Origin of the sequence: Chromobacterium sp. IRSSSOUMB001 (assembly GCF_023507765.1) — a bacterium.
Classification (GTDB): domain Bacteria; phylum Pseudomonadota; class Gammaproteobacteria; order Burkholderiales; family Chromobacteriaceae; genus Chromobacterium; species Chromobacterium haemolyticum.
In genome coordinates, this window is the sequence record NZ_JALCYU010000016.1 from 1 (window position 1) to 24,211 (window position 24,211).

Consider the following 24,211-nt stretch of genomic DNA (forward strand, 5'->3'; position numbering starts at 1 on the left):
GTGGTGCAGCTGCTCCATCACCGGTACAGCGGCGGGTGCGACAGTTTGGCCTGCGCAGTGAGGACAGGCGGGCGGCGGCATGGCGGGGGGAAAGGTAGAGAAGGTCATCACGGTCTCCATGTCATCTGTGGAAACCTGCCCAGGCGAGGCTGGGGCAGGCACATGACAAGGTGGCAAGACCGGCTAGCTTCTTCCAAAGAACCGGCAACCCTAACGGGTTCCCTGCCACGGCCCGCCCCGAATGGGTACGGCGTGGCAACAGACGTAACGGTGCCAAAGCGGACCGTTGTGTCTGCGGGAGAAGCTAGTTTGGGCTTGCCAGCCCTGCGCTGTGTGATTGAGCACGGCGCGGAACCAAGCCTAAACAGGCTGGGAGGGGGCGTCAAGGGTGGGGGATTCAATTTAGGTCGTGTCTCTCAGACCAAGTTTTGAGTATTGCAGTACCTTTAGCATTATGAGGGCAACGACACATCTATCCATGGCGGTAAAATTAGCGGTCTTTCATTCGGCTATTGCTTATGGGTTGTGATTTAATGGCCATGTTATGGAGGGTGTATGCATTGTTCAGCCTTCGGCTCAGAAAAAACTGTTGGACCATATGAATGATGGTTCGGATGAGGGTGCTAAAAGCTAGCTTAGCGAGAGACTCCGATTTCTCCGCTCACAATGATTATTGAAGGAAAGCTGGGCTTGTTATTTCAAAGGGATAAGGGGGGGGCATGAAGCAGTATGAATATCTATGGGATGGAACAGCTCCTGGTTGGGTGGTGATCTGCGTTCGAAAACAGGAGCTTGCTCTTTCTCTTGTCTTTTCAAGAGAGGGGCCTTCTGTGCAAGATATCAAAGCCATAAGATCAGTGCTGCCAGAATATTCCTTGCTGTCAGCAACCGCGGTGATGTCTCGCTTACGGGGGAAGGCTCTTGTAGATTTGGGTAGCTTCGAGAGCAGAGAAGGACGCCGCATCGTGGCTGCTTGTAGAGAAAAAGGCTTGGCGGTGCAGGAGCTTGTTCAGGATGGGCCGGTTTATCACCTATTTAATGAGCAGACAAAGCGTGCCTTGATCATTGAAGATGATTTGTTGGCTAAGGAAGTGCTTGAGGCTGCACTCAATTTTGGGATGCCTGTTAAGGAGCTGTAAGCATAAGTGGCGTGGTTGGCAACTATATGTAGCCGGTATTAAAAATTAGGTGTTGATTTTATGACCTTGCTGCAAAGTGTTTGGGGCTTTTTTTCTAAACAGATATGCAGTGTGATAGTTTTTGAGTCAAGTAGAGGTTTTTTTTGACAATAAATATGATTATTGAATAGGGCGCTCTACTTGGTTGTGGGCCTGGTTTTTGGCCGAAATAAACGGTAAAGTTGAGGTGTGGGTGTGGCGGTTTACGACCCTATGTGGTGCCTGGATAATTGGGGGCGGATGTTTGGGAACGTAAAAGTAACTGGGTTGCGTGCTTTGGCGCGCAGGCCCGGAGAAATAATTGGTTAGCTGTATGGTGGTTTTATGGAAAATAAAAGTTGCGAAACTTCTGCACTAATAAATTCCTTGTCCTTTAGTCCGAGAGACTTGCGTATATCAAGAGTAAAACGCGTAAATGCAAGAATCTCCGACTCGGTTTCGAGCGTTGCGCCAGCCTCCCAGAAAACTGCGAGCCGTTTGACAACGTGCTCTTCACCGAACATGCAGATGCGCGCTTTTGCGTGAGTAAGCTTAGCAAGCTGCTCTAACTCCTGTTCTCTTTTTCCAAGGCGTTGAGCCGAAGCCACAAGAGAAATGGCCTCAAAGAAATCAATATAAGCTTGGTTACGAGATTCGAGAAGCTGCTTTACCTCATTATTCTGTCGAGCAAGGTAATTCTGCAAGAACGCACCGATGACGACACCAAAAATTGATAGCAGTGAAGCAATCGCAACAGTCATGAATACTCCGTAAGTGGCTAAGATGGAAGTCACCGGCGTTGTGCGGATTTATCGCACAGCGTCCGGTAGGCCGAAGGATTGGACATCACTGTCAAAAAGCGCATGGTCATTTTTGCAAGATGGTCCATATTCCCGAGGCTACAAGTGATGATGCAACTCCCGATGCAAATGCAAATCCCGTTCGCCAATATTCCTGTCTGCGACTTACAAGAGAAATTGCATCAAGCTTCTTTCGTAGATCTTCGGTACTTTCTTTCGATGCAGACTGGAGTGCTTCGACTTGTGCCTCCAATTCGGCCTGTCGTTTTTCGCTCCTTTCGATTGTCTCTGAAATCTGCTCAAGAAACTGAGTTGAGCTAAGCAGTGCCTGTTTGGCTGCTTGTATTTGATTGAGTTGATTTCGAATGTTGCTGTATTTATCTTGGCGTTTCCTGTACCAACGCTCATACAGTCGATCAATAACGAGGGCAATGATAGGTGGTACTACAGATAATGCATATTGAGTTGCTTTTCGGTATGTGTCATCGAGGCCACTTTTATATAGGGGTAAGATTATGTAATCAACCGCCCAATCAGCATATGGATTTACTAACAATATCAAAAGAATTAGTAGAACAATTTTGACAAAATATATGGGTATCAAGAATGTTTGCATATTGTTTTTGTGGAGCCTAATATAAAATAAATGGTATTATGGTCGAATAATTCTGCTCGGGGACTGTAAATATTGGATGGCATAGCTACCAGGATATCTTGCTGATATGGGCGATCAGAAGACTCCAGGAAATATCTACGAAAATATATGGCAGTCATACGTGTAAAATTACATGACATAGTTATTGTGCCAGATACGTTTCTGTCTGTCATTCTGTAGGCATATCTTGCCTACGGCTACTTTGGAGAAACTTCCACAATGTCTGCTTCTGGCCAATAGCAGTCACGCTAGCATAAAGGCATACCCAGCCGCATGGCCAACAAGCCCTCACTCAATCAGCCACCTTACCGCAACCCCCCAATCGCTAACTCACCCCGCCCCCTCGACCCGATTCCGCCCATTCTCCTTGGCCCGATACAAAGCCTCGTCCGCGCGCTGAACGATGGTTTCGTGGGTGGCGTCGTCGTCGCGCGCGGTGGCCGCGCCTATGCTGACGGTGACCACGCCGGCCACGGTGTTGGCGGCGGCGGACACCGCCGCGCGCACCCGCTCGGCCAGCACCAGCGCGCCTTCGGCGTCGGTGTCCGGCAATAGCAGCAGAAACTCCTCGCCGCCGTAGCGGGCGGCAAAGTCGGTGGCGCGCGCCGCGCCGTTCAGGGCGGCGGCGATCTGTTGCAGCACCTGCTCGCCCACCGCATGGCCGTGGCTGTCGTTGACGCGCTTGAAGTAGTCGGCGTCCAGCAGCAGCACCGAGTAGGGCGCGCGGCTGCGGTGGAAGCGTTGGTATTCCGCCGTCAGCCGTTCCGCGGCGGCCATGCGGTTGCCCAGGCCGGTCAGCGCGTCGCTGCGCGCCAGTTGTTCCAGTTGCGTCGCTCTTTCCTCCAGTTGGCGCTTGGCTTCGCTCAGCGCTTCGGTGCGCTCTTCCACTTTTTGTTCCAGGCTGGCGTTGATGGCGGCCAGTTCGCCGCGGCGCGTCAGCAGGGTGGCGGTCATCTGTTGCATGGCTTGGGCCAGTTGTTGCAGTTCACGGGCGCCGCTGCGCAGGCTCCAGTCTGCCTGTTCGTCGCCGGCGCTGACGCGCTGGGCGGTGTGGGCCAGGGTTTCCAGCGGGCGGCAGAAGGCGGCGGCCAGCCGGTAGACCACGGCCATTAGCAGCAGAGTGACGATCCAGCCGGGCAGGCTTAGCGCGGAGCGCAGCCGGCTGAGCGTGGCCGGCGCTTGCGGCGGCGCTTGGCGGACGATGACGCGCCAGCCGGGGCCGGGGGCGTCGTCTATCTTGGCGTCGGCGTAGAGGTAGGTTTCGCCATCCGCCCAGTCGCCCTGTTGGTAGCCGGGGCCGCTCAGCGGCGTGGGCATGCCGGCTTGGTCCGGCGTGCCGGGCGGAAACAGCGGGGTGTTGTTCTGGTTGACGATGAAGACTTGCGGCGCTTCCCCGGCGCTGTTGCGCGGCAGGCGTTCGGCGATCAAGTTCGCCACCCAGGCCCAGGAGCTTTGGGCGGCCAGCGCGCCGCGCAGCTTGCCGGCCTCGTCATGCAGCGGGGCGGCGAATTCAATGCGGGGGGACGGCGCAGCGCCGCTGGCGGAGACGATGCGGCCATCCGGCGCTATCACGCCCAGCCAGGCGTAGTCCGGGTTGTGCAGCCTGATCCGCTCCAGGCCGCTGTGCAGCGCCGGGCTGTCCAGCGGGGCGCTGAGGAAAACCGGGGTTTGCGTGTGCAGCGCCAGTTCCCGCCGCCGTTGGCTGAGGCCGGCGGCCAGGGATTTGGCGATGCCGCGCGCGGTGGCTTGCAGCGCTTCGCCCTTGTCTTGCAGCAGGCCCTGGTTCAGTTGCGGCTCCAGCGCGGCGTCCAGCAAGGAGGCCAGCAGGAACAGGCCGCCAAACAGCAGGCTGAGCCGCAGCCGGAAACTGTGCGGCCAGAGGTGGGAGAGAAGCTTCATCTTGGTGCGGCCAATGGGGTGGTACAGCTTTATGTTTGTATCCACGGGCGCGGGATTGCAAGGCGGGGGGTGGGGTGGGCGATTTGAATTTGATCTGATAGTTGGGCATGGACAAAGCGGGAGACTGTCAGATGGGGTCTGAACTTCTACACAATAATCGCTTCCGCTATTTTTGATGATGGGCGTAATTTCGATCTGGCTGTGCGGAGGTTCCTAATGCCGCTTCGAACTGAGCTGCCCGCAGCCATCGTCCTGATCCGCATGCCAAGCGGGACGCAAAAAAGCCGCGCCGTTTGCCGGACGCGGCTTTTTGATTTGTGGCGTGATCTGCTTTGCAGGCAGAAGTGGCGCCCCGACAGGCGTAGAATTGGTATTTCAAATCACTGAAATGTAATATTTTTTTTGTTTGTTGAATTTCGAAGTGCCCCCGTCGATGCCCCCAGCGCAGAATCCTTGCCATCGTTGAACGGCAACTTTGAGCCCACTGCTGACCTTCGTTCGGTCACGGCTTCGTTGTCGGCTAATTGAGTGGAACCATCATCAGCTACTACCATTAGCCGGTAAGTCTTTGGTAAAGCTGACGGAATGAGTTAAATCTAGAGAAGTCCTAATTGATGTCATGTTATTGAATGATAGTGATCAATACATTTCTCGATACGCTCAAGTAACTCATGGAAGCCTGAAAAATCGATTGACGCCTTTTTTGCGAGGACTACTCTTTTAGCGAAGTATTCTTTTCCATATTCTGTCGCTTTATCGTAATTGTTATTCTTATTAAACTTTTTACCAGAGAGTTCTTCCCTTAGAGTTTCTTCTTTAAATAAATCCTCGATTGCCGACTCTGTTGCCTTATTGCCAATAGGAGTAAAAACCACATAAAGGTTGTGCATTACATGCACAAACTCGGCCTTTCTAATTTCTTTTTTTTCTTTCTTAATGGCTGTTGGGTGTGGTTGTGTTAATTTTGCCTTGATTAGCCAGGCTTCAATATCAGTAAGACCGCTGTCATTATCTAGGACGATAATTACGGGATTGGTTGGGGTTGGAGCTTTGTTGTAAAAGTTGAAATTAATGTCGTATTCGGAAATGAAGGCTTTAAGGTATGACGTTCCACCGTACAGTTGAAGCAGAAAGCGTGTACGTTTAGTGTAATTAAAAAAAGATACTAGCAGTTTGTATGGTTCAGTTGCGGTTTTTGATTTGACTAGATTTGGAAAGGATGTCGCAAGCCGGCTAATGGCTGACTTCAAATAAACGTTATCAGTCTTGCCTTCGCAGAGAATGGTTGGTTGATTATTTGAATAAAACCATCGATAGAATAGAAAACGACTAAAGGTTTTCTCCCGTCCGTTCAATAATTTACGTGTGCTGGTTCCGTGCTGAGCAAGTTGATACTCGGGATTTAATGGTTTTTTTTGACGAAGCCGATTGTGGTAATCAACTTGGTCAATGAAATTTAGCTGGCCTTCAAGCTCATAGATGTTTCCAGGGACTTCAGTGTCATTTATAGTCTTGGTGAACTTCCCACTTTTAAAGAGGGAATGACACTGTGATTTTACTGTTCGCCAATATTCACTTTTTACGCTCGGTTTTTGGTTTACAACTAGTCCGGTAACCTCTTGGCGCGAGTCCTTATATTGGATTCGTATCTTATTTTTGTTTAATTCAAAACCTGCGCGTCGTATTTCACTCTTAAGTCTCTTGCTAGGAATGTATCCTTGTTCCGTTTCCACCATCAGTCGTGACGGGAAAACCTTCTCCCTGGTGGAGAAGGTTATGTCGTCAGCGTAGCGCGAGTAGGTGCAAGAGTTAGCCTTGGCTAAAGAAGCCAATCTAATATCTAATGAATGTGTAATTAGGTTGGTAATGACGGGAGAGCAAGGACTGCCTTGTGGAAGCTTATTCTCATGGCAAGCAATTTGTGCAATTACTGTCGCAATGCTTGGATCTAATTTGAAGTTATTATTTTGTATGAAAAAACCACGAACACGCCCAAAATTAAAACTATCGAAAAAATCCTTCAAATCCACATTGAGAACATTTTTCTTATGCAAATGCATCATCGCATTGGTAAGAATCGAACGTTTGCGAATAAAGCCGTGAGCTAGCGTAGGCTGAAACGTAGTACCCACATTCTTTGAATGGTTAATTTCTTCGACACAATCTTGCAATAAATTAGAAAGTGCTGATTGCAAAGTCTTTAGGTGACCTAATGGTGCTGATATTGTTCGAGTACCACCATTTTTTTTATTAATTTGAAAGGTTTTGTACTGACTGGAAGGTTTTAATACGTATAATGTATACGTAAGAAATTGGGCTTTAACTCCAAGAAGGACTGCAAGGTCAGGTTTTGTTTTGATGGCTCGCAGGGAATCGATTTTCTTCATAGAGTCGCATTAAGCTCAAGATGGGGGATGGCTTATGGGCACTCCTACGCATCTGTCGAGGGACTATGAAGCGTCGACAAGTCATTTTCAAGGGCAATCCTATCGGACATTGTTGTCACTGGCCGCGATACGCGACCCAAAATCTGCCCATAAGCCGAAACTGATTCTATCAGTTGAAAATTATGCCTACAAGAATTTTGACCTTTCCTGACAACCATAGACACATCCACAAAGCTTACGGGCAGTCTGCTTCGGCCGATAAGCTTGATTTCGTACTACGACTACTTTTGGAGTCGAGCGGCCGTCTGAATGTCGGCGATTAATCGACAGCGACTGATCGCAACTGGCCATTAGCAGTCGATTGTAAACCGCGTCTTCCTTGCCACTCAGCCAGGCACACACACCTAAAATCCCCCCGAAACCGTGGATTGGGCCCTAAGTTGTTGTCCTGTAACGGCTTTTCATCCACGGTTTGTCCACGGCCTCACCCCCCGATTCCGTGGATGTCGCATAAACCTCAATAAAATCAATGCCATGAAGGGAAGGGCGTATCCACCATTTCCACGACTTCCGCTGGCAAACCCGTGGATTAAATTTTAAGCAGCGCGCTGAAACCGTGGATGGCCCTTGTCTTCCCTTTTCATTGCTTTTTATCTCTATCTCTTTGTTTTTAAAATAAGAAGAAGTACTTAGAGGCCGTAAAAGGCTAAAACCCCAATGTGGAAGAAATGGGGCAAACCGTGGAAGTTTGAGGGGAAACCGTGGATTCTGGAGGGCAAACCGTGGATAGGTTCTTCTCAACAATCAATGACTTAGGTCGTGAAGCGGGGTCAATCCACGGAATTTTTTTACATCCTCCCCTACCCAATGGCGCGGAAACCGGCGATTTCCGGCTGTTCTCGCTGGTTTTGTATTGTCAATGTCATATTTGGTGTGTATGAGGCTTCGCAATTTTGCAGTTTGAGCGGGGGAATGCGTGACAGCCCACACAAGGCGGGCTGTCGAGGGGGCGGGTAGGGTTAGGGTTGGATGTCCGGCGCGGCGTAGAGGCCCAGCTTTTCCAGTTGCGGCAGGCTGATCGCGGTCAGATGGCCCTGGCGGCGGCCGTGGATGGTCTTCTCGACGCCGTCGGCCAGCACCACCGGGCTTTGCAGCAGCTGATGCTTGAAGATGCGGCCAGTCTTCACCGGTAGCGCGTCGAACTTGGCGCGCAGATGCGGCGCGGTGGAGAGATGGTCCATGACGTGATTCGGTCGGAGGAACAGCGCCATCTCGCTGCGGCCGTCAGGGAGTTTGACCCGGTCCCAGCAGTGCGGGTAGTCGAAGCGGCGCGCTTCCAGCTCGGACAGCAGGATTTCCATGATCCACACCCAGGGCAGGCGGCTGCCGTCGGTGTCGACGATATGGCTGTTCATCTCCGCCATCAGGTCTTCGATGAAGCCGCCTTGCTGCGGGTCGAGGTCGGCGAACTCGCACAGCAAAGCCCAGCTGCACAGCAGGGCGGCGTAGTTCTCCATCATCCGCCGCGCGGTGGCGTCGCCGGTGGGCGCGCGGCTGTGACGTTCGCACAGGTCCAGGTAATGGCGGTGCAGGTCGCGCAGCCGGGCCGGCTCGACGTCGGCCAGAAACTGCAGCCACGGCCACAGCGGGAAGGCCGGCAGATCATGCGGAATCAACGCGCCTTGTCGCGCCACCGACAGGCTGCTGCGACACAGCTTGGACTGTAGGCTCTGCACGTCCACTTCCTCGCCGGCCAGCAGCACCGGCGCGCACATCAGGTAGGGCGTCAGGCTGGCCCCGACGCGGGTGAACTCGAAACGATAGGTCGACTGCAGCAGCGCGTCGATGTCGGACAGCACCGCTTTCGGCAGCTTGGAGAATTCATCCCAGCCCACCGGCTGCGAGGTGAACGACACCGAGGCGCGGCGGCGGTGGTCGGTCTTCAGCATCTGCCCGGACAGCACCTGAAACGCCAGGGTGGTTTGCAGACTTTCCAGCAGCTTGGATTTGCCTGAGCCCTTCTCGGCCTGCATCTGGAAGTGCGGATAGAAGCCCAGCAGGGTTTTGAGGTGCGCGCCCAAGGCCCACACCAGGGGGATGGCGGCCGCATTGTCGCGGAAGGTGTCCTGATAGGCTTGGATCACGGTGCGCGCCTGTTGCGGCGTGCCGCGCGGGAAGGTCAGGTTGTAGTACAGGCATTGCTTCTGCGGCTCGACGAAATAGCAGTCCTGCCCCTCCTGCGCCGTCAGCGCGCCGGCCTTCCACGCCAGGCCGACGAAGTTGACCACGTCGCGCGCGCCCAGGTCGGCCGCCCGCTCCATCAGGTTGACCAGGCGCTGGAACTGCGCCGGCTTCCAGATCGCGCCGAAGCGGCTTTTCCACCATTCCAGGTTGTACAGCTTGTCGTCGGTGGCCACCTCTCGATGCAAGACCGTGCCATGGCGCGCCAGCTGGGCGCTGACGCCGAACACGGTTTCCGGCTGATGGTCGGCCGCGCCGCTGATGGTGGCCAGATGGCTTTGAATGCGCAGCCGCGACAGGCTGGCCACACGGAAGGAACACAGGTCGCCCAGCGTCTCGGAACGGTTGCCGTCGTCGTCGGTCTTGAACTCGTCGACGTATTGGGTGAAGTCCTCCTTCACCCGGAAACGCCAGTACACCGCCCAGTCATGGCCGGGCAGTTGCACCCGCCGCGTGCCCTCCAGCCGTTCGCCGCCGCCGGGCATGCCGGGCAACAGCCACGGCTCCAGCTTGCGCAGCCGGCCGCGCAGCCCGTCCGCGCCGTGCTGGCGCAACACGTCGTTGAGGTCTTCGCCTTCGTCCCAGTCCTGCATGTCCACCAGCAGATGGCCGATGTCCGCCGCCGTCAGCTTCTCCGACAAGCGCCAGGCCGCCGCCAGCCCCGGCCGCACGCCGCTGGCCGGGTTGACCGGGTCGCTATGGTCCAGCGCCACCCGCACCGCCTTACCACGCAACACCGTCCAATCGAGGCTGTCGACATTGCCGACGCCGCGCAGCGCCAGCGCCGCCACGTCCGGCGGGGTGCAACTCTCCACCGACAGCGCATTGATTGGGCTTTCCACCAAGTAGACCAGGCGGGCGCGTTGCAGCCGTTGCGGGTCGCTGCACCAGCCGTGGCCCTCGCGCGCGCCTTGGCATTGGGTCTTCACGCCACCGTTCAAGGCCGGATCGACATAGCGCAGATCCACCGCCGCCAACCGGCCGCCGCTGCGCACCAGGAAGGCGACGGCCGCGCCGCCGTGGCCCACTTCGCCGGCGGCGATCTTGGCGCTGTGCCAATCGTTCCAGCCCAGCGTCTTGCAGCGCAGCGCGCGCCGGATCACCGCTTCCTCAATGCCCCGGCCAGTCAGGTAGGCGATGGCCGCATCGGCTTGGGCCAGGCAGCGTTCGCCAATGTAGTCGAGGGTGGACTTGCGCACCGGCACGGCCTTGTCCTTCATCGCGGGTTTCGGTTGCGGCAGGCCGTACCAGTCGCCCAGCAGGCGCGCGGCCGCCAACGGCGTGTCCAGCTCCGGTTGGCAGTAGCGCAGCAAGTCGATGCAACTGCCGCCGGCGTCGCCGCTCCAGTCCTTCCAGCCGCGGCCGTCGGCGAAGATCGACAGTGACGCTTGGCGGTCCGGGTGATGCGGGCTGTGATAGTTGCCCTTGCCCTGTCGCTTCAGGCCCAGCCGGGCCGCCAGGTCGTGCAAGTCGATCTGTTCCTTGAGCTGGTCGAACCATTGGCCCAGGGCGGTCGGCGCGCCGCCAGACAAGCCGGGGGCGTCTCGCCCGGTACGCGGGAGAGGGATTCTTGCGGTCATGGTCTTGTCCTTAGAGCAGTTGGCCGATGTCGGCGCTGGCGTCGATGACTTGTTGCTGCAGCGGCGCCAGCAGCCCGGCCAGGCGTTGCGCCGGCAGCGGTTGGTTCTCGGCGCAGTCCAGCAGCTCGACCAGGCCCTGCAGGCCGTCGCCGGTGCGCGTCAGGCGCGAGACGCCGGCGCTGACGGTGTGTTCGATGCGGCGGCACAGGCTGGCCAGTTGGCTCAGCGGCTCGCGCAGCGCGGCATGTTCGGGGGTGTCGGCCAGCTGCTGCAGCTGGGCCAGTTGGTGATGGACGGCGGACAGAATGAGGGCGTTCATGCCAGCACCTCCACGGCGAAACCGGCGGCGGTGCGATGAATCAAGGCGCGTTGCCCCTGGGCGACCAGCAAGGCGGCGAGCGCACGGGCTTCGGCTTCGTTGGGTAAGACGGAAACAGGGATAACGGACGCGGGGAAAAAGCGAGATAAGACGCGGGAAAGCTTAGGCATGGATGCCTCCATAGTGTGCGATTAAGCCCAACTCCTCGCCGCCAAGCGGGGAGACAGGCAGATGATAGGGTTGGCGGACCGGCACTATGGAACCGGCGCGTGCAAGCACGCCCCCACCACTGCCCGCCATAGAAATGGACGCACCAATGGTGTTTCTAACGGACGTAAAAATAGCCGCGATAATAAAAAGGCGGCTGTCCGCCATAGTGTTCGGGCCGCCAAGCCCGGTCGCTGTTTTGAAAGCGATGTGAAGATGGTGCAGCAATCGAGCGGGCTTGTCAATTCGCTTGCGGGGGTGGGCAATCAGGTTCGCGCAGTTCATCGGGGGTGATATTTCTAAAGCGTGGGACTGAGTCATGGGCGATAAGAGGGCGGTCTTAAACTCGGCTGGGGACCATTTAAATGGGGAGTCGGTAGCATTTTTATGAGTCGTTCTAATCTGATAGCGATTCAATAGTAAATAAGTAAATTAAATCCATTTCAGCCGACGCGATTCAAGGTCAATTTCAGGGGGACTACATGGCCCGCCGGCCGGCGAGCCATGGCGCTTAGCCCAAGACGCGATGACGCACGCGGCCGGGCGTGACGATCAGCGCTTGCCGAGGCGAGGGCGACAGGCCCGGCAAGGTGCGCAGCCGCTCCGGCGGAATCCGCGCGCCGCCGTGGATGGGCTGGGCCAGGGTGATCGGCTCGCCTTCCAGCGTCTTGAACTGGTGGCAGCAGTCATCGTTGCTGCAGTTGTAGTAATTCTCCTTGGTCGCGGCGCTGAGCATGCGGCTGGTCCGCACCCGCGACACCGCGCCGCATAAGGGGCAAGGGAAGGCCATATTGCACTCTCCTTCAGTCGACGATTTCAACGGCGTCAATCAGCACGCAGGCGGCGAGGTTTTCGATGACGTAGGCATCGTGGCTGGAATGGTAGAACTCCACCCGGTTCAGCGACGGCTCCTCGTGGTAGTGGTAGCGGCTGGCGTGTGGATTGAAGTACAGCGACAGGTTGTCCAGCCGGGTAATCAAGATGCTATCGCCGGGGAAGAAGGCGGCGCTGGCGGCCTGCAGCCCGCCCAGGCGCTGTTTGTGAAACACCAGGTCGTCCTGGGGATTCGCGTCGCAGACCGCATCCGGCAGCAAGTCCGCGCCCACCAGCACAACCAGGCCGGGATCATCGCGCCACGCCGGCGCAAGCCGTTGCTTGAGCGCATAGCGCACCAGGCGATGCAGCGAGCGGAAGCGTTCGCTCTCGCCGATGCGGGCGCCCTCGATCCAGTGTTGCGGCGCTTGCTCGCGGATCTGCTGCAGCCAGCCGAGATTGACGTCTTCCAACAGCGGATGGGTCTCTCGGTTCGAGTTCGGCGCGCGCTGCAGACCGTGGAAACCGATCATGATGCGGTCCAGCAGGATGCGGCGTTCCAGCGCCTGCCGCGCGCGGTCTTCAAAGCCGGCCGGGGTCTGGCTCTCGCTCCACCAGGCGTCCAGCGTGTCGTAACTGAAGGCGGCGTCGAAGTTGGTTTGCTGGCAGTGGTACTGCGCCGGCCGCCAGGTCTTGCCGGCCGGCTGGCGTTCATGGCGCTGGGTGTCGACGGTGGCGGCCAAGGTGCCGGCGATATCGAAGTGCTTGGCCTGCCCGCGGATCTCGGAGACGCCGAGCAGGTTGATCGCGGACAGCAGCCGGCTGCGCGCCTTCAGCGCGTTGAGGCGGGCTTGTGCCGCTTGGGGTGTGGGGGTGGCGTACAGGCTGTCCTGGGCGCGGTACTGCTCCAACTCGTGGTAATAGCGGTCGATGAACTGGTTCAGTGCGTGGCGGGTGGGGTTCTGCATGTTTCGTCTCAGTTAGCGGTTGATCAGGGCTTGGTACTGCGCGTCACGCTGGGCTTGGTATCGCTGTCGGGCAATCACGTTGTGCTGCTGTAGTGGCGGGGTGGCCAGCGGCGGCAGCGGCTGGTTCAAGCGGGCGAGCAGGTCGTCTGGGGCCGCCGGCGAAGCGCGGCACAGCGTCTGCTGCAGCGCACCGGGCTTGAGCACGGCCTGGACTTGCTCTTCTTCGCGGTGCCAGTCGGCGCAGCCGAACACGCGCTCGATGCAGGCCGGCGGCGCTTGGGTCAGCAACAGCGTCAGTACCGGCAGTTGCTCGCCCCACTGGGGCAGGTGGTCGTCGAGTACCGCGTCCCAGTACTGGCGCTGCAGCGCGTCGCGCGCCTCGGCCAGCGCCTTGCGCTGCTCGAACAGCGCTTCATGCTGGATCTCGGCTTGAAGCTTCTCTTCCTCGGCGATCTTCAACGTTTCCTCGGCCAATTCCAGGTTGGCCATCTCCTTGTGCTTCAACTCGCGCACCGCCTTGGTGGGAATGCCCAAGGTCGAGCGCATCGCCTGGCGGCAGTCCTTGCGCGCCTGCTCGGCCTCCATGCGCAGCGCGGCGGCGGTGTGCTCGCGGCGCGTGGTCTGGCTGGTCAACTGCTGCCAGGCGTCGAGCGCGTGCTCAAAAGCGCTCTGGCGTTCGGCCAACTCGGCCACGGCGGCGGCGAGACGGGTTTGGGTGGTGGGGTTCTGGATATGCATGGTCTGAGTCCGGGAAGTTGCGGGGTTAGGCGCGGCGGGCCGCGATGCGTGCCGCCATCCAGCTCTCGATTTCAGAGGACAGCCAGGCCACGCTCTTGCCGCCCAGCGGCACCGGTGCCGGGAAACGGCCCTGCTTGATGGCGTCGTACACCGACGAGCGGGACAGGCCGCAAGTGGCGATGACTTCCGGCAAGCGCAGAAAGCGCAGCGGTTGAGAAGAGGGCGAAGCGGCAACAGCGGTCATGAAGCGTCCTTGTCAGTGGAGGTGGATATCAGTGGATGGCATCGGATACGCCGATCAGCGAACGCAGTATTGCGGAAATTACAAACGGGGTTTTGGGGTTGGGTTGTGCCGCGCTCCCACACAACAAAAAAATTTGAAACGCCCAAAAAACGCGGATTTTGCTATTGACGACGGGCGGGAAAACAGGAACACGGGCGCAAAATGGCCCGCCATGGAACAGCATCGGACGGCGGTGGACGGGCTAGGACGGACTCAGCGGCAAGGAAACGGGGGACAGCAGGAAAACGCGAAGCGGGGGCGGTCAGCGAACAGGGCGACTGCATGCATAGCGTGCATGAAAACGCATGAATCCGGGCGGGGGGACAAGGGTGCGCCAGGCCATACGGCATGGGCCTGGCACGGGTTCATGCAGCTGCATGATTAGCGGCCCATGAAGTGCGGGGGCGAGGCGGGGCTTCGATAGCGCGCGCTGGGAACAGAGGAGAGCTATGAGCTACAAGAGTTTGAAGGCTCATGATGTTTTTGGAAATGCCATATGGCTTAATTTATTGAATAGTATAGTTGGCGAGTTGCTTGTACTGATTACCGACGATTGATGTTTATTTGATTGGTAATTGAAGGCTGCTTTTCGGTAGGGAGGGGAATTTATCTGATGTTTGTAAGTCCATTGTGATGTTTTTGTAATCCACTATGTAACGAGGAAAGTATTTCGGGGATGGATAGTATCTCGATGTGTGGTATTTCAATAAGCTTGGTTTTTGTGTTCAAAAATCCTTTTTCCCTTCTTTGTTTGAGAAGGAGGCCTGGAGTATAGGTTTCTATAAAAAAACCTTCAAAAACTAGGCAGATTGAATGGTGTTTGCTTTGGGGTGGGTATCGTGAAAATGGTGAAAAAATCATGTCTTTTAAGTTTTTTGAAGAAAATCCATTGCTATGGGATGTGTCAATTAGCTTGGAGATTTTTATTGTGAAATCAAGGCTGGGTAAGTGCTGTTTTTTTAATAATGCGTTGCGTAGAAGTTCCGTTTTTCCTTTGTCAAGGTGTGTTGATGCATATGCCGGATGGTCTGATAAAGATGCCCTCCAAATTATGGATAAAATATATAGTTGAATGATTTTTGTGTTGACTCCTGAGAGGAGGGTTGATGCGCTTTCCTTGGTGATTTTGATGCCCTGTCCACGAAAAGCACCTATAGAATAGGTTTCATAGTTGTTGGCTAGATGTTGTTCGCAATCATAGCAAAGTTGTTCTTTAGCCCAGCTATCACTTGATTGAATAATTTTTGAGTGGCTATCGCTTTTAAATGAAATGGCTTTTCCGTGATTTTTCTTAAGTATTTTTTTGAATATTGAATTTGGTATCGCGTGTGAATTTCTTAGTGGTTTGTCTTCCTGGCAAAGTGCGCAAAGTATTTTTTGTGCGTCTTCATTTTTCATTTGGGGTTCCTGTGTCGTGTTGTTTCAGGTTTTATTTGTGCTCTAGAAGTTATATTTTTGGAAATGCTTTGGTGTCGGTGTGGTGAACTATATGTGTGTTAAATGCGGATTTTTTCTAGAAACTCTGCCCACCATTGCATCATCTTTTTACGCTCTTCAAAGTACTCTGCTCGATTGTAAGCAGCTCGTACTTTGTTTGTTTCAATGTGTGATAACTGACGCTCAATGGCATCAGGGTTGTAACCTTCTTCATTCAATATAGTGGATGCTGTCGAGCGGAAGCCGTGGACATCAGCTTTGCCCCTGAAGCCCATGCTGTGAAGGGCACGGCGTAGGGTTTCCGGAGACATTGACCGGCGAGGGCTGTTGCGGTTAGGAAAAATGTGCTCGCGGCCGCCACTGATGGTGTGAAGCTGGCGCAGCACGTCCAGGGCTTGCTTGGATAGCGGTACGAGATGCGGAGGTGCGGTTTTCTTGGATTTCTCAGGCAGCTTGCGATGCTCTGGAGGGATGGTCCACAGAGCCTTGTCGAAGTCGATCTCTTCCCATCGGGCCATAGCCATTTCTCCGACGCGGGTGAAGGTCAGAAGTATCAACTTCATCATCAGCTTGGTTTGCAGATTGCCGTCGTATTTCTCCAGAGCTTCCAGAAAGCTGGGGATGTCCTCGCGCATCAGCGCCTTGCGCGGGGTGGATTGCTGGCTCTTTAGAGCATCTGTCAGCGGTGCGGCCGGGTCGCTGTCGCTGCGGCCGGTCAGGATGGCTAGGCGGAAGACGGCTGAGCAGCGTTGCCGTAGGCGTTTGGTGGTGTCGATGTTGCCGGCGCTTTCCACCTTGCGCAGCACCTCCAGCAATTCAAGTGGGCGGATGTCGTTGATGGGTCTGTCGCCGATGTAAGGGAAAATGTGGGCCCTCATGGCCGACAAAACGCGCTCACTGTGGGCGGCGGACCATTCGTGGCTTTCTCTTTCATGCCACTCCAGCGCGATGGCTTCAAACGTGTTGGCCGTCGCGGCCTGCTTCAGCATCTTTACCAGCTTGCGCTGCTCGCCTGGGTCTTCTCCATTGGCCAGCAGCCGACGGGCATCGTCTCGTTTCTGACGTGCCTCCTTCAGCGTGGTCTCTGGGTAGACGCCGAGGGCCAGGCGCTTTTCCTTGGCGTTGAAGCGGTACTTCAGCCGCCAGTATTTGGAGCCGTTGGGCATGACTTCCAGGTACATGCCTTTTTCGTCGGACAGGCGAAGTGGCTTGCCGTCCTCTCTCGGTTTGGCCGTCTTGCAGGCAGTATCGGTCAGGGGCATGGGCGGGGTCTCGGGTGCATTTGGGGGCATCGAAATGTGCCCCCTTTAGTGATTCCCCCAAGTATGCCCCCATGTGCCCCCGGCTTTCAATGGACCTGTTTGGACGACTTTGGACGTAAAAAAACCCGCAAATCCTTATTTGGCGCGGGTTTGTGGACTTTATCGGACTACTTTGGAAGTGTAAGTGGCGCCCCCGACAGGAATCGAACCTGTAACTGCCCCTTAGGAGGGGGCCGTTATATCCATTTAACTACGGAGACGCTTAGAGAAACTGCTGGGTCAGGCGCTGCGGTCCACCGACAGACGGGCCAATTCCACCAAGGCCTGGCGGGTGTCCGATTCCGGAATCGGCGCCAGCGCGGCGACTGCTTGTTCGGCCACCTTGACCGCTTCGGCCCGGGCGTAGTCCAGCGCGCCGCAGGATTGTACCGCAGCCAGCACGTCCTGGAAACGATCGCGGCTGGCGTGTTCCAGCGCCTCGCGCACGGTGGCGGAGGCTTCCGGATTGCCGTTGCGCATGGTGTAGATCAGCGGCAGCGTCGGCTTGCCTTCGGCCAGGTCGTCGCCCAGGCTTTTGCCTATGGTGTCGGCGTCGCCGCTGTAGTCCAGCACGTCGTCGATGATCTGGAAGGCGGTGCCCAGGTACATGCCGTATTCGGCCATCGCCTGCACCTGCTCGGCGCTGGCGCCGGCGCTGAGCGCGCCCACGCGGGCGGAGGCTTCAAACAGCTTGGCGGTCTTGTACTTGATCACGCGCAGGTATTCGTCTTCGGTGACGTCGGTGTTGCCGATGTTGAGCAGCTGCAGCACTTCGCCCTCGGCGATGATGTTGGTGGCTTCCGCCATCACCGCCAGGATGTCCATATTGCGGGTGGTCACCATCATCTGGAAGGCGCGGGTGTAGAGGAAGTCGCCCACCAGCACGCTGGCGGCGTTGCCGAACAGCGCGTTGGCGGTTTCGCGGCCGCGGCGCAGGTCGGATTCGTCCACCACGTCGTCGTGCAGCAAGGTGGCGGTGTGGATGAATTCGATCATCGCCGCCAGCTCGTGCAATTGTTCGCCGCCGTGGCCCAGCGCGCGGCCGGACAATAGCGTCAGCACCGGGCGCAGGCGTTTGCCGCCGGCGGAAATGATGTATTCCGCTACCTGGCGGATCAGGACGACATCAGAGTGCAGCCGGGCGCGGATGACGCGGTCTACGGCCTGCATGTCGTCGGCTATCAGTGTACGGAAAAGCGGGGTGGACACGATTTCAACCAGTTATTTGAGATGGGTACGCCAAAGCCAAGAATGTTACCAGAAAAGCCCCTCCAGCCGCCACGGCGCGTACTCCTTAGGACTAAGTCGATGAAATCATTGACAACTTGACGGTCTGTCCGTATAGTTTCGCGTTCTCCCGCGATAGGCGGCGAGATTTTTATATTCAGGAGCTCATGCGAATGTATGCGGTCATAAAAACCGGCGGCAAGCAGTACAAAGTTGTCGTTGGTGAAAAACTCAAAGTAGAACAGATACCTGCAGACGTCGACAGCCAGATCGTACTTGAAGAAGTGCTGATGATTGCTGACGGTGAACAGGTTGTTGTAGGCGCCCCGATGATTGCCGGCGCCACTGTTAAGGCCACCGTTGTTTCCCACGGTCGTGGCGACAAGATCCGCATCTTCAAGATGCGTCGTCGCAAGCACTACCAGAAACATCAGGGTCATCGTCAAAACTTCACCGAAATCCGCATCGACGCGATTTCGAAGTAAGGATAAACAGTCATGGCACACAAAAAAGCAGGCGGTAGCTCCCGCAACGGTCGTGACTCCGAAGCCAAACGCTTGGGCGTTAAGGTTTACGGCAGCGAACTGATTCCGGCAGGTTCCATCATCGTGCGTCAGCGCGGCACCCGCTTCCATGCTGGTGAGAACGTTGGTCAGGGCAAGGATCACACCTTGTTCGCCAAGGTTGACGGCTACGTTGAATTCACCATCAAAGGTGCAATGAAGCGCAAGATCGTTAATGTGGTTCCGTACACCGGCGTAGACGGCGAATAATTTTTCGCTTTCTAGTGACCGAGAAAGCCCTATCCTGCGATAGGGCTTTTTTTATACCGAGGGGCAAGGCGTGAGGGTTGAAGCGTGTCAATCCTGACCCCTGACTCCTCGCCAGACAGAGGTTGAAAACATGAAGTTTATTGATGAAGCCCGCATTGAAGTGTTCGCGGGCCGCGGCGGCAACGGCGTGGCCAGTTTCCGCCGAGAGAAGTTCGTTCCCTTCGGCGGCCCGGACGGCGGCGACGGCGGCAAGGGTGGCAGCGTGTACGCGGTGGCGGATGAAAACGTCAACACTTTGGTGGAGTTCCGTTTCGTTAAAAAATACCTGGCGGAACACGGCGAACGCGGCCGCGGCGCCGATTGCTACGGCAAGGGCGGCGACGATATCGAACTGAAGATGCCGGTGGGCACGGTGATTACCGACCACGACACGGGCGAGTTGGTGGCGGACTTGACCCACCACGGCCAGCGCATCATGATTGCGCGCGGCGGCAAGGGCGGCCTGGGCAACATTCATTTCAAATCCTCCACCAACCGCGCGCCGCGCCAATGCACGCCGGGCGAGCAGGGCGAGCAGCGCACTTTGAAGCTGGAGCTGAAGGTGCTGGCGGACGTGGGCCTGCTGGGCATGCCCAACGCGGGCAAGTCCACCTTTATCCGCGCGGTGTCGGCGGCGCGTCCCAAGGTGGCGGATTATCCGTTCACCACGCTGCATCCCAACTTGGGCGTGGTGCGGATGGACGATACGCGCAGCTTTGTGATCGCGGATATTCCGGGGCTGATTGAAGGCGCGGCGGAAGGCGCCGGTTTGGGTCACCGCTTCCTCAAGCATTTGCAGCGCACGGGCCTGTTGTTGCACGTGGTGGACGTGGCTCCGTTTGATCCGGACGTTGATCCGGTGCGCGAGGCGCGCGCCATCGTCGAGGAATTGAAGAAGTACGACGAGGAGCTGCACGGTAAGCCGCGCTGGCTGGTGTTGAACAAGGTGGATATGCTGCCTCCGGACGAGCGCGAGCTGACGGTGTCCGCCTTCCTTAAAGCCTATGGCTGGCCGGAAGAGCAACCGGACGACCGTTTCGGCTTCGATATCAAGGCGCCGCGTGTATTCAGCATCTCCGCGCTGAACCACGAAGGCACCCGCGAGCTGACTTTCGCCATCATGTCCTACCTGGACGTGGTGCGCGCCGAGCAGCGCAAGCTGGCGGACGAGGCGCAGCAGCAAGCCGCCGCCGCGCGCCAAACCGTGATTACGCCGGATGCGGCCATGCATCAGGATACGACCGAAGAATAAGAGTCCGTCCAAGCCCGCCGCGCGTCGGCATTCACGGCAAGCAACAAGGCCAGTCTAGCGACTGGCCTTTTTGCATGCGGTTTCTGCCTGCGCCCATCTTCCCCTTCCTTTTCTCGTACGTGGATACCAAGCGTTACTTGAGTTGGCACCTGGATGTTGTATTTTTTCCTCAATAAAGCGCAGGTTTGTGCCGCTCCCTGGAATCTAAAGTCATTAATCGCGTTGCTTGGCATGACAAAGAGCTGGCTGGGCGCGTCATGGTATCCGGGCGTGAGAGACGGTATAGACAAATTGCTCTATTTATATAACATGAACCGCTCAGCCCCTTGCGGAGCTGGAGCAAATCTAGAGGGCAAAAGCCCCAAGCGCTTTATCTTGTGAAATACCTATGCCCGGCCGTCGGCCCGGGGTTTTCACCGTTGGCTGTAGATGAAGTCTATGAGGAGAAGCAAATGAAGAAAGCATTGGCTGTGATGGCCCTGGGTCTGATGACCGCGTCTATCGGAGCATGGGCCAAGGATTGGAAGGAAGTCCGCTTCGGCGTGGACGCCAGTTACGCGCCGTTTGAATCCAAAGCGCCCAATGGCCAGTTGGTGGGCTTCGACATCGATCTGGGCAATGAAATCTGTAAGCGCCTGAAAGCCAAGTGCGTGTGGGTGGAAAACGATTTCGACGGCATGATCCCGGCCTTGAAAGCCAAGAAATTCGACGGCGTGCTGTCCTCGATGTCGGTGACGGAAGCGCGGATGAAGGAAATCAGCTTTTCCTCCAAATTGTTCAACACTCCTACCCGCATGGTGGCCAAGAGCGGTTCCGGCCTGCTGCCCACCCCGGCCTCGCTGAAGGGCAAGCGCGTGGGCGTGGAGCAGGGCACCATCCAGGAAGCCTACGCCAAGAAACACTGGGCGCCGGCCGGCGTGGAAGTGGTGCCTTACCAGAACCAGACCCAAGTGCTGTCCGACCTGACGGCGGGCCGCCTGGACGCCTCGCTGCAAGACGCGGTGCAGGCGGATGAAGGCTTCCTGAAGAAGCCGGAAGGCAAGGGCTTCGCTTTTGCCGGCAAAGAACTGGTGGACCCGAAAACCCTGGGCGAAGGCGCCGCCATCGGCTTGCGCAAAGAAGACAAGGAACTGAAGGCCGACATCGACAAAGCCATCGCCGGCATGCTCAAAGACGGCACTTACCAGAAGATTGAAAAGAAATATTTCAACTTCGACGTTTACGGCAAGTAAACCGTAAGAGCCTGTTCAGAGTCGTATCGCCGCAGTGCGGCAGACTTTGAGCCGGCTCTTGTAAGCCGCCGACAAAACCGTTGCATTGGAACCCGCAGCGCCTCCGTGGCCGGAGTTGGCCATCCGTTTTGTCGGCGGCTCGTCTTTTGCGCAAGTCAGGAACGGCCCGACGCCCACCGTCGCCGTTCCTGAAAGGGGATGAGCATGTTTTTGCATGGATTTGGTTCCATTATCTGGGACGGCACGCTGGTGACGCTGGAGCTGGCGGTGCTGTCCTTGCTGCTGGCTTTTCTCATCGGCCTCATCGGGGCCGGGGCCAAGCTGTCCAGCAATCCCTTGCTGAGCGGCGTGTCCACGTTGTACACCACCTTGATCCGCGGGGTGCCGGACCTGGTGCTGATGCTGCTGATTTTTTACAGCCTGCAGATCGGCATCAACCATCTGACCGAATGGCAAGGCATGGAGCGGATTGATCTCAATCCCTTTGTGTCCGGCGTGGTGACCCTGGGCTTCATCTATGGCGCCTACTTTACCGAAACGCTGCGCGGCGCCTTCATCTCCGTGCCCAAGGGCCAACTGGAGGCCGGCACCGCTTACGGCATGAGCCACTGGCAGGTGTTTTCCCGCATCCAGTTCCCGCAGATGATGCGCTTCGCCTTGCCCGGCATTTCCAATAACTGGCAGGTGATGCTGAAAGCCACCGCTCTGGTGTCCATCATCGGCCTGACCGATGTGGTCAAAGTGTCGATAGACGCAGGCAAGAGCACTTACAAAGTGTTCTTCTTCACCTTGGTGGCCGGGGCGATCTACCTGCTGCTCACCACGGTGTCCAACTTCGTGCTGATGTGGCTGGAGCGCCGTTATTCCATGGGCGTGCGGGAGGCCGAGCTATGATTGACATCATTCAACAATACTGGCGTCCCTTCCTGTGGTCGGACGGCTACCATCTCTCCGGCCTCGCCGTCACCATGTGGCTGCTGGTGCTGTCCATCGCCTTCGGCTTTGTCGTGTCCATCCCGCTGGCGGTGGCGCGGGTATCCAAGGTCAAGTGGCTGGCGCGCAGCGTCTGGTTCTACACCTATGTGTTCCGCGGCACGCCGCTCTATGTGCAGCTGCTGTTCTTCTACACCGGCATGTACAGCCTGGACGCGGTGCGGGAGGTGGGGTTCCTCAACCACTTCTTCCGCGAGGGTTACAACTGCACCATCCTGGCGTTCGCGCTCAACACCTGCGCTTACACCACCGAGATCTTCGCCGGAGCGATCAAGGCCACCCCTTACGGCGAGATTGAGGCAGGGCGGGCTTACGGCATGAGCAAGTTCACCCTCTACCGCCGGGTGATCATTCCATCCGCGCTGCGCCGCGCGCTGCCGGCGTACAGCAATGAAGTGATCCTGATGCTGCACGCCACTACCGTGGCCTTTACCGCCACCGTGCCGGACGTGCTGAAAGTGGCGCGGGACGTCAACGCCGCCACCTACGACTCCTTCAACGCCTTCGGTCTGGCCGCCCTGATCTATCTGGGCGTCACCTTCGTCCTGGTGGGCCTGTTCCGCAAGGCCGAGACCAGATGGCTGGCCTATTTGCAGCCGGCGAAAACCTGAGAAACGGATTAAGAAGATGGACAAGCTGAATATCCAGAACATTCACAAGAGCTACGGCAGTCACGAGGTGCTCAAAGGCGTTTCGCTGACGGCCAAGGCCGGCGACGTGATCAGCATCATCGGTTCGTCAGGCTCAGGCAAAAGCACCTTTCTGCGTTGCATCAACTTCCTGGAAAAGCCGAATCAGGGCAGCATCAGCCTCAATGGCGAGCCCATCCGCCTGGCCACCACCAAGAACGGCGAGCTGACGCCGGCGGACCAGAAGCAGCTGCAAGGCATGCGCACCAAGCTGGCCATGGTGTTTCAGCACTTTAATCTGTGGGCGCACATGACGGTGCTGGAGAACGTGATCGAAGCGCCGGTGCACGTGTTGGGGATTTCCAAGGAGGAGGCCACCCAGCGTGCGGTCAAATACCTGCGCAAGGTGGGCCTGGACGAGCACGCGCAGGGAAAGTACCCGGCGCATTTGTCTGGCGGCCAGCAACAGCGGGTGGCAATTGCGCGCGCGTTGGCGATGGAGCCGGAAGTCATGCTGTTTGACGAGCCCACCTCGGCGCTGGACCCGGAACTGGTGGGCGAGGTGCTGAAAGTGATGCAGGCGCTGGCCGAGGAGGGCCGTACCATGATCGTGGTTACCCACGAGATGGGCTTCGCCCGCAATGTGTCCAACCACGTGATGTTCCTGCATCAGGGGCGGGTGGAGGAGGAGGGCTGCCCGGACGAGGTGTTCGGCAATACCAAGAGCGAGCGGCTGAAGGCTTTCTTGTCCGGCAGCCTGAAGTGATCTTAGAACGTGTTTACGATCTTGCGAGCTAAGGCGAGCTAAGGCGAGACAAGGCGGAAACGGCTGAGAAAGCGGAATGTACGCGTGGTACATGAGCATTTCGAAGATGTTTTCAACGCCGTATCGCCGACGCGCAGCAGATCGTAAACCGGTTCTTAGTTTTACCCTGCTCAAGGGGGATACAGCCCGCCGGCGCATCATGACCGGCGGGTTCGTTGTTTTCAGGCTTGTGGATAAATCAGGAAAATGAAAAAGGCTGTGGATAAGCCGGGCGCGGCTATTGGGGATGGTCGGCGCGGAACAGCGTCCATTCTTCCACCGTGCGGCCGTCCGGCAGCTGGCACAGCGCGTACTCATTGCCCTGAGCGTCTTTTTGCGGCAACAGCTTGCCGCCTTTTTCCACGCAATACACCGAGGCTGGATTAGCCATGCCCACCGCTGGGCGCTCCGGGGCCTTGGTCTGGCTGCAGGCGCTCAGGCCCAGCAGCGCGGCGGCGCAAATCAAGATTCTCATG

24 protein-coding genes and 1 tRNA gene are annotated in these 24,211 nt (G+C 57.1%); 9 read left to right on the forward strand and 16 right to left on the reverse strand.

What is annotated here, in order from left to right:
• The first annotated feature begins 719 nt into the window (after positions 1-719).
• Entirely contained in the window at positions 720-1,139 is a 420-nt protein-coding gene (locus MOV80_RS18975) for a hypothetical protein (protein WP_249605387.1), read from the forward strand.
• 344 nt (positions 1,140-1,483) lie between these two features.
• Here the strand turns inward: MOV80_RS18975 and MOV80_RS18980 are convergent, their stop codons facing one another.
• From MOV80_RS18980 to ispB, 15 genes are all read right to left on the reverse strand, one after another.
• A complete protein-coding gene (locus tag MOV80_RS18980) occupies positions 1,484-1,918 on the reverse strand; it encodes a hypothetical protein (protein WP_249605388.1) in 435 nt (144 codons plus the stop codon).
• A gap of 106 nt (positions 1,919-2,024) precedes the next feature.
• The gene (locus tag MOV80_RS18985; protein WP_249605389.1) at positions 2,025-2,573 is read right to left on the reverse strand and encodes a hypothetical protein; all 549 of its coding nucleotides are present in this window, start codon (positions 2,571-2,573) and stop codon (positions 2,025-2,027) included.
• 369 nt (positions 2,574-2,942) lie between these two features.
• Positions 2,943-4,556, reverse strand: a complete 1,614-nt coding sequence (locus tag MOV80_RS23570) for a sensor domain-containing diguanylate cyclase (protein ID WP_249605390.1) — start codon at positions 4,554-4,556, stop codon at positions 2,943-2,945.
• A gap of 572 nt (positions 4,557-5,128) precedes the next feature.
• The gene (locus MOV80_RS18995; protein WP_249605391.1) at positions 5,129-6,898 is read right to left on the reverse strand and encodes a retron Ec67 family RNA-directed DNA polymerase/endonuclease; all 1,770 of its coding nucleotides are present in this window, start codon (positions 6,896-6,898) and stop codon (positions 5,129-5,131) included.
• Between the two features lie 1,019 nt (positions 6,899-7,917).
• Complete coding sequence (locus MOV80_RS19000; protein WP_249605392.1) at positions 7,918-10,719, reverse strand: toprim domain-containing protein; 2,802 nt, start codon at positions 10,717-10,719, stop codon at positions 7,918-7,920.
• Between the two features lie 10 nt (positions 10,720-10,729).
• Positions 10,730-11,038, reverse strand: coding sequence for a DUF1484 family protein (locus tag MOV80_RS19005; protein ID WP_118268187.1), 309 nt, complete (start codon positions 11,036-11,038; stop codon positions 10,730-10,732).
• Entirely contained in the window at positions 11,035-11,208 is a 174-nt protein-coding gene (locus MOV80_RS19010; RefSeq protein ID WP_249605393.1) for a hypothetical protein, read from the reverse strand. The genes MOV80_RS19005 and MOV80_RS19010 overlap by 4 nt, the downstream gene beginning before the upstream one ends.
• Positions 11,209-11,756: 548 nt before the next feature.
• Complete coding sequence (locus tag MOV80_RS19015; RefSeq protein WP_249605394.1) at positions 11,757-12,035, reverse strand: ogr/Delta-like zinc finger family protein; 279 nt, start codon at positions 12,033-12,035, stop codon at positions 11,757-11,759.
• 13 nt (positions 12,036-12,048) lie between these two features.
• Complete coding sequence (locus MOV80_RS19020) at positions 12,049-13,026, reverse strand: P2 family phage major capsid protein (protein WP_249605395.1); 978 nt, start codon at positions 13,024-13,026, stop codon at positions 12,049-12,051.
• Positions 13,027-13,038: 12 nt separating this feature from the next.
• Positions 13,039-13,764 carry a hypothetical protein gene (locus tag MOV80_RS19025; protein ID WP_249605396.1) on the reverse strand — a complete coding sequence of 242 codons (726 nt, stop codon included), beginning with the start codon at positions 13,762-13,764 and terminating at the stop codon, positions 13,039-13,041.
• A gap of 25 nt (positions 13,765-13,789) precedes the next feature.
• The gene (locus tag MOV80_RS19030; RefSeq protein WP_019100960.1) at positions 13,790-14,008 is read right to left on the reverse strand and encodes an AlpA family transcriptional regulator; all 219 of its coding nucleotides are present in this window, start codon (positions 14,006-14,008) and stop codon (positions 13,790-13,792) included.
• A 645-nt stretch (positions 14,009-14,653) separates the two neighbouring features.
• Positions 14,654-15,445 (reverse strand): hypothetical protein, encoded by a 792-nt coding sequence (locus tag MOV80_RS19035; RefSeq protein WP_249605397.1) that lies wholly within the window; start codon positions 15,443-15,445, stop codon positions 14,654-14,656.
• Between the two features lie 98 nt (positions 15,446-15,543).
• Positions 15,544-16,746, reverse strand: a complete 1,203-nt coding sequence (locus MOV80_RS19040; protein ID WP_249605398.1) for an integrase arm-type DNA-binding domain-containing protein — start codon at positions 16,744-16,746, stop codon at positions 15,544-15,546.
• Between the two features lie 185 nt (positions 16,747-16,931).
• Positions 16,932-17,006, reverse strand: a tRNA-Arg gene (locus MOV80_RS19045).
• Positions 17,007-17,025: 19 nt separating this feature from the next.
• The gene (gene ispB / locus MOV80_RS19050) at positions 17,026-17,994 is read right to left on the reverse strand and encodes an octaprenyl diphosphate synthase (protein ID WP_039753140.1); all 969 of its coding nucleotides are present in this window, start codon (positions 17,992-17,994) and stop codon (positions 17,026-17,028) included.
• A gap of 191 nt (positions 17,995-18,185) precedes the next feature.
• Between ispB and rplU the strand changes: the two genes are divergently transcribed.
• From rplU to MOV80_RS19090, 8 genes are all read left to right on the forward strand, one after another.
• Complete coding sequence (rplU, locus tag MOV80_RS19055; protein ID WP_039753142.1) at positions 18,186-18,497, forward strand: 50S ribosomal protein L21; 312 nt, start codon at positions 18,186-18,188, stop codon at positions 18,495-18,497.
• Positions 18,498-18,509: 12 nt separating this feature from the next.
• On the forward strand, positions 18,510-18,785 hold the full coding sequence (gene rpmA / locus MOV80_RS19060) for a 50S ribosomal protein L27 (RefSeq protein ID WP_019099926.1): 276 nt from the start codon (positions 18,510-18,512) through the stop codon (positions 18,783-18,785).
• Between the two features lie 130 nt (positions 18,786-18,915).
• Positions 18,916-20,076 (forward strand): GTPase ObgE, encoded by a 1,161-nt coding sequence (obgE, locus tag MOV80_RS19065; RefSeq protein WP_019099927.1) that lies wholly within the window; start codon positions 18,916-18,918, stop codon positions 20,074-20,076.
• A 452-nt stretch (positions 20,077-20,528) separates the two neighbouring features.
• Entirely contained in the window at positions 20,529-21,308 is a 780-nt protein-coding gene (locus MOV80_RS19070) for an ABC transporter substrate-binding protein (protein WP_081575147.1), read from the forward strand.
• A 204-nt stretch (positions 21,309-21,512) separates the two neighbouring features.
• Positions 21,513-22,202, forward strand: coding sequence for a histidine ABC transporter permease HisQ (hisQ, locus tag MOV80_RS19075; RefSeq protein WP_039755483.1), 690 nt, complete (start codon positions 21,513-21,515; stop codon positions 22,200-22,202).
• Positions 22,199-22,912 (forward strand): ABC transporter permease, encoded by a 714-nt coding sequence (locus MOV80_RS19080; protein WP_019102446.1) that lies wholly within the window; start codon positions 22,199-22,201, stop codon positions 22,910-22,912. Before hisQ ends, MOV80_RS19080 begins: the two co-directional genes overlap by 4 nt.
• Before the next feature lie 16 nt (positions 22,913-22,928).
• Positions 22,929-23,696, forward strand: coding sequence for an ATP-binding cassette domain-containing protein (locus tag MOV80_RS19085; protein ID WP_019102445.1), 768 nt, complete (start codon positions 22,929-22,931; stop codon positions 23,694-23,696).
• A 91-nt stretch (positions 23,697-23,787) separates the two neighbouring features.
• Positions 23,788-23,946: a hypothetical protein gene (locus MOV80_RS19090; protein WP_176218461.1), complete on the forward strand. Its 159-nt coding sequence runs from the start codon at positions 23,788-23,790 to the stop codon at positions 23,944-23,946.
• Between the two features lie 27 nt (positions 23,947-23,973).
• On the opposite strand, the gene MOV80_RS19095 is transcribed toward MOV80_RS19090, so the two are convergent.
• Complete coding sequence (locus MOV80_RS19095) at positions 23,974-24,210, reverse strand: DUF333 domain-containing protein (RefSeq protein WP_019104223.1); 237 nt, start codon at positions 24,208-24,210, stop codon at positions 23,974-23,976.
• Position 24,211 lies beyond the last annotated feature (1 nt).

Excerpts from the sequence above, each read along its gene's own strand:
- MOV80_RS18975 (WP_249605387.1), top strand. The coding sequence starts at position 720 with ATGAAGCAGTATGAATATCTATGGGATGGAACAGCTCCTGGTTGGGTG.
- MOV80_RS18980 (WP_249605388.1), bottom strand. The coding sequence starts at position 1,918 with ATGACTGTTGCGATTGCTTCACTGCTATCAATTTTTGGTGTCGTCATC.
- MOV80_RS18985 (WP_249605389.1), bottom strand. The coding sequence starts at position 2,573 with ATGCAAACATTCTTGATACCCATATATTTTGTCAAAATTGTTCTACTA.
- MOV80_RS18995 (WP_249605391.1), bottom strand. The coding sequence starts at position 6,898 with ATGAAGAAAATCGATTCCCTGCGAGCCATCAAAACAAAACCTGACCTT.
- MOV80_RS19000 (WP_249605392.1), bottom strand. The coding sequence starts at position 10,719 with ATGACCGCAAGAATCCCTCTCCCGCGTACCGGGCGAGACGCCCCCGGC.
- MOV80_RS19005 (WP_118268187.1), bottom strand. The coding sequence starts at position 11,038 with ATGAACGCCCTCATTCTGTCCGCCGTCCATCACCAACTGGCCCAGCTG.
- MOV80_RS19010 (WP_249605393.1), bottom strand. The coding sequence starts at position 11,208 with ATGCCTAAGCTTTCCCGCGTCTTATCTCGCTTTTTCCCCGCGTCCGTT.
- MOV80_RS19015 (WP_249605394.1), bottom strand. The coding sequence starts at position 12,035 with ATGGCCTTCCCTTGCCCCTTATGCGGCGCGGTGTCGCGGGTGCGGACC.
- MOV80_RS19020 (WP_249605395.1), bottom strand. The coding sequence starts at position 13,026 with ATGCAGAACCCCACCCGCCACGCACTGAACCAGTTCATCGACCGCTAT.
- MOV80_RS19025 (WP_249605396.1), bottom strand. The coding sequence starts at position 13,764 with ATGCATATCCAGAACCCCACCACCCAAACCCGTCTCGCCGCCGCCGTG.
- MOV80_RS19030 (WP_019100960.1), bottom strand. The coding sequence starts at position 14,008 with ATGACCGCTGTTGCCGCTTCGCCCTCTTCTCAACCGCTGCGCTTTCTG.
- MOV80_RS19035 (WP_249605397.1), bottom strand. The coding sequence starts at position 15,445 with ATGAAAAATGAAGACGCACAAAAAATACTTTGCGCACTTTGCCAGGAA.
- MOV80_RS19040 (WP_249605398.1), bottom strand. The coding sequence starts at position 16,746 with ATGCCCCTGACCGATACTGCCTGCAAGACGGCCAAACCGAGAGAGGAC.
- rplU (WP_039753142.1), top strand. The coding sequence starts at position 18,186 with ATGTATGCGGTCATAAAAACCGGCGGCAAGCAGTACAAAGTTGTCGTT.
- rpmA (WP_019099926.1), top strand. The coding sequence starts at position 18,510 with ATGGCACACAAAAAAGCAGGCGGTAGCTCCCGCAACGGTCGTGACTCC.
- obgE (WP_019099927.1), top strand. The coding sequence starts at position 18,916 with ATGAAGTTTATTGATGAAGCCCGCATTGAAGTGTTCGCGGGCCGCGGC.
- MOV80_RS19070 (WP_081575147.1), top strand. The coding sequence starts at position 20,529 with ATGAAGAAAGCATTGGCTGTGATGGCCCTGGGTCTGATGACCGCGTCT.
- hisQ (WP_039755483.1), top strand. The coding sequence starts at position 21,513 with ATGTTTTTGCATGGATTTGGTTCCATTATCTGGGACGGCACGCTGGTG.
- MOV80_RS19080 (WP_019102446.1), top strand. The coding sequence starts at position 22,199 with ATGATTGACATCATTCAACAATACTGGCGTCCCTTCCTGTGGTCGGAC.
- MOV80_RS19085 (WP_019102445.1), top strand. The coding sequence starts at position 22,929 with ATGGACAAGCTGAATATCCAGAACATTCACAAGAGCTACGGCAGTCAC.
- MOV80_RS19090 (WP_176218461.1), top strand. The coding sequence starts at position 23,788 with ATGAGCATTTCGAAGATGTTTTCAACGCCGTATCGCCGACGCGCAGCA.
- MOV80_RS19095 (WP_019104223.1), bottom strand. The coding sequence starts at position 24,210 with ATGAGAATCTTGATTTGCGCCGCCGCGCTGCTGGGCCTGAGCGCCTGC.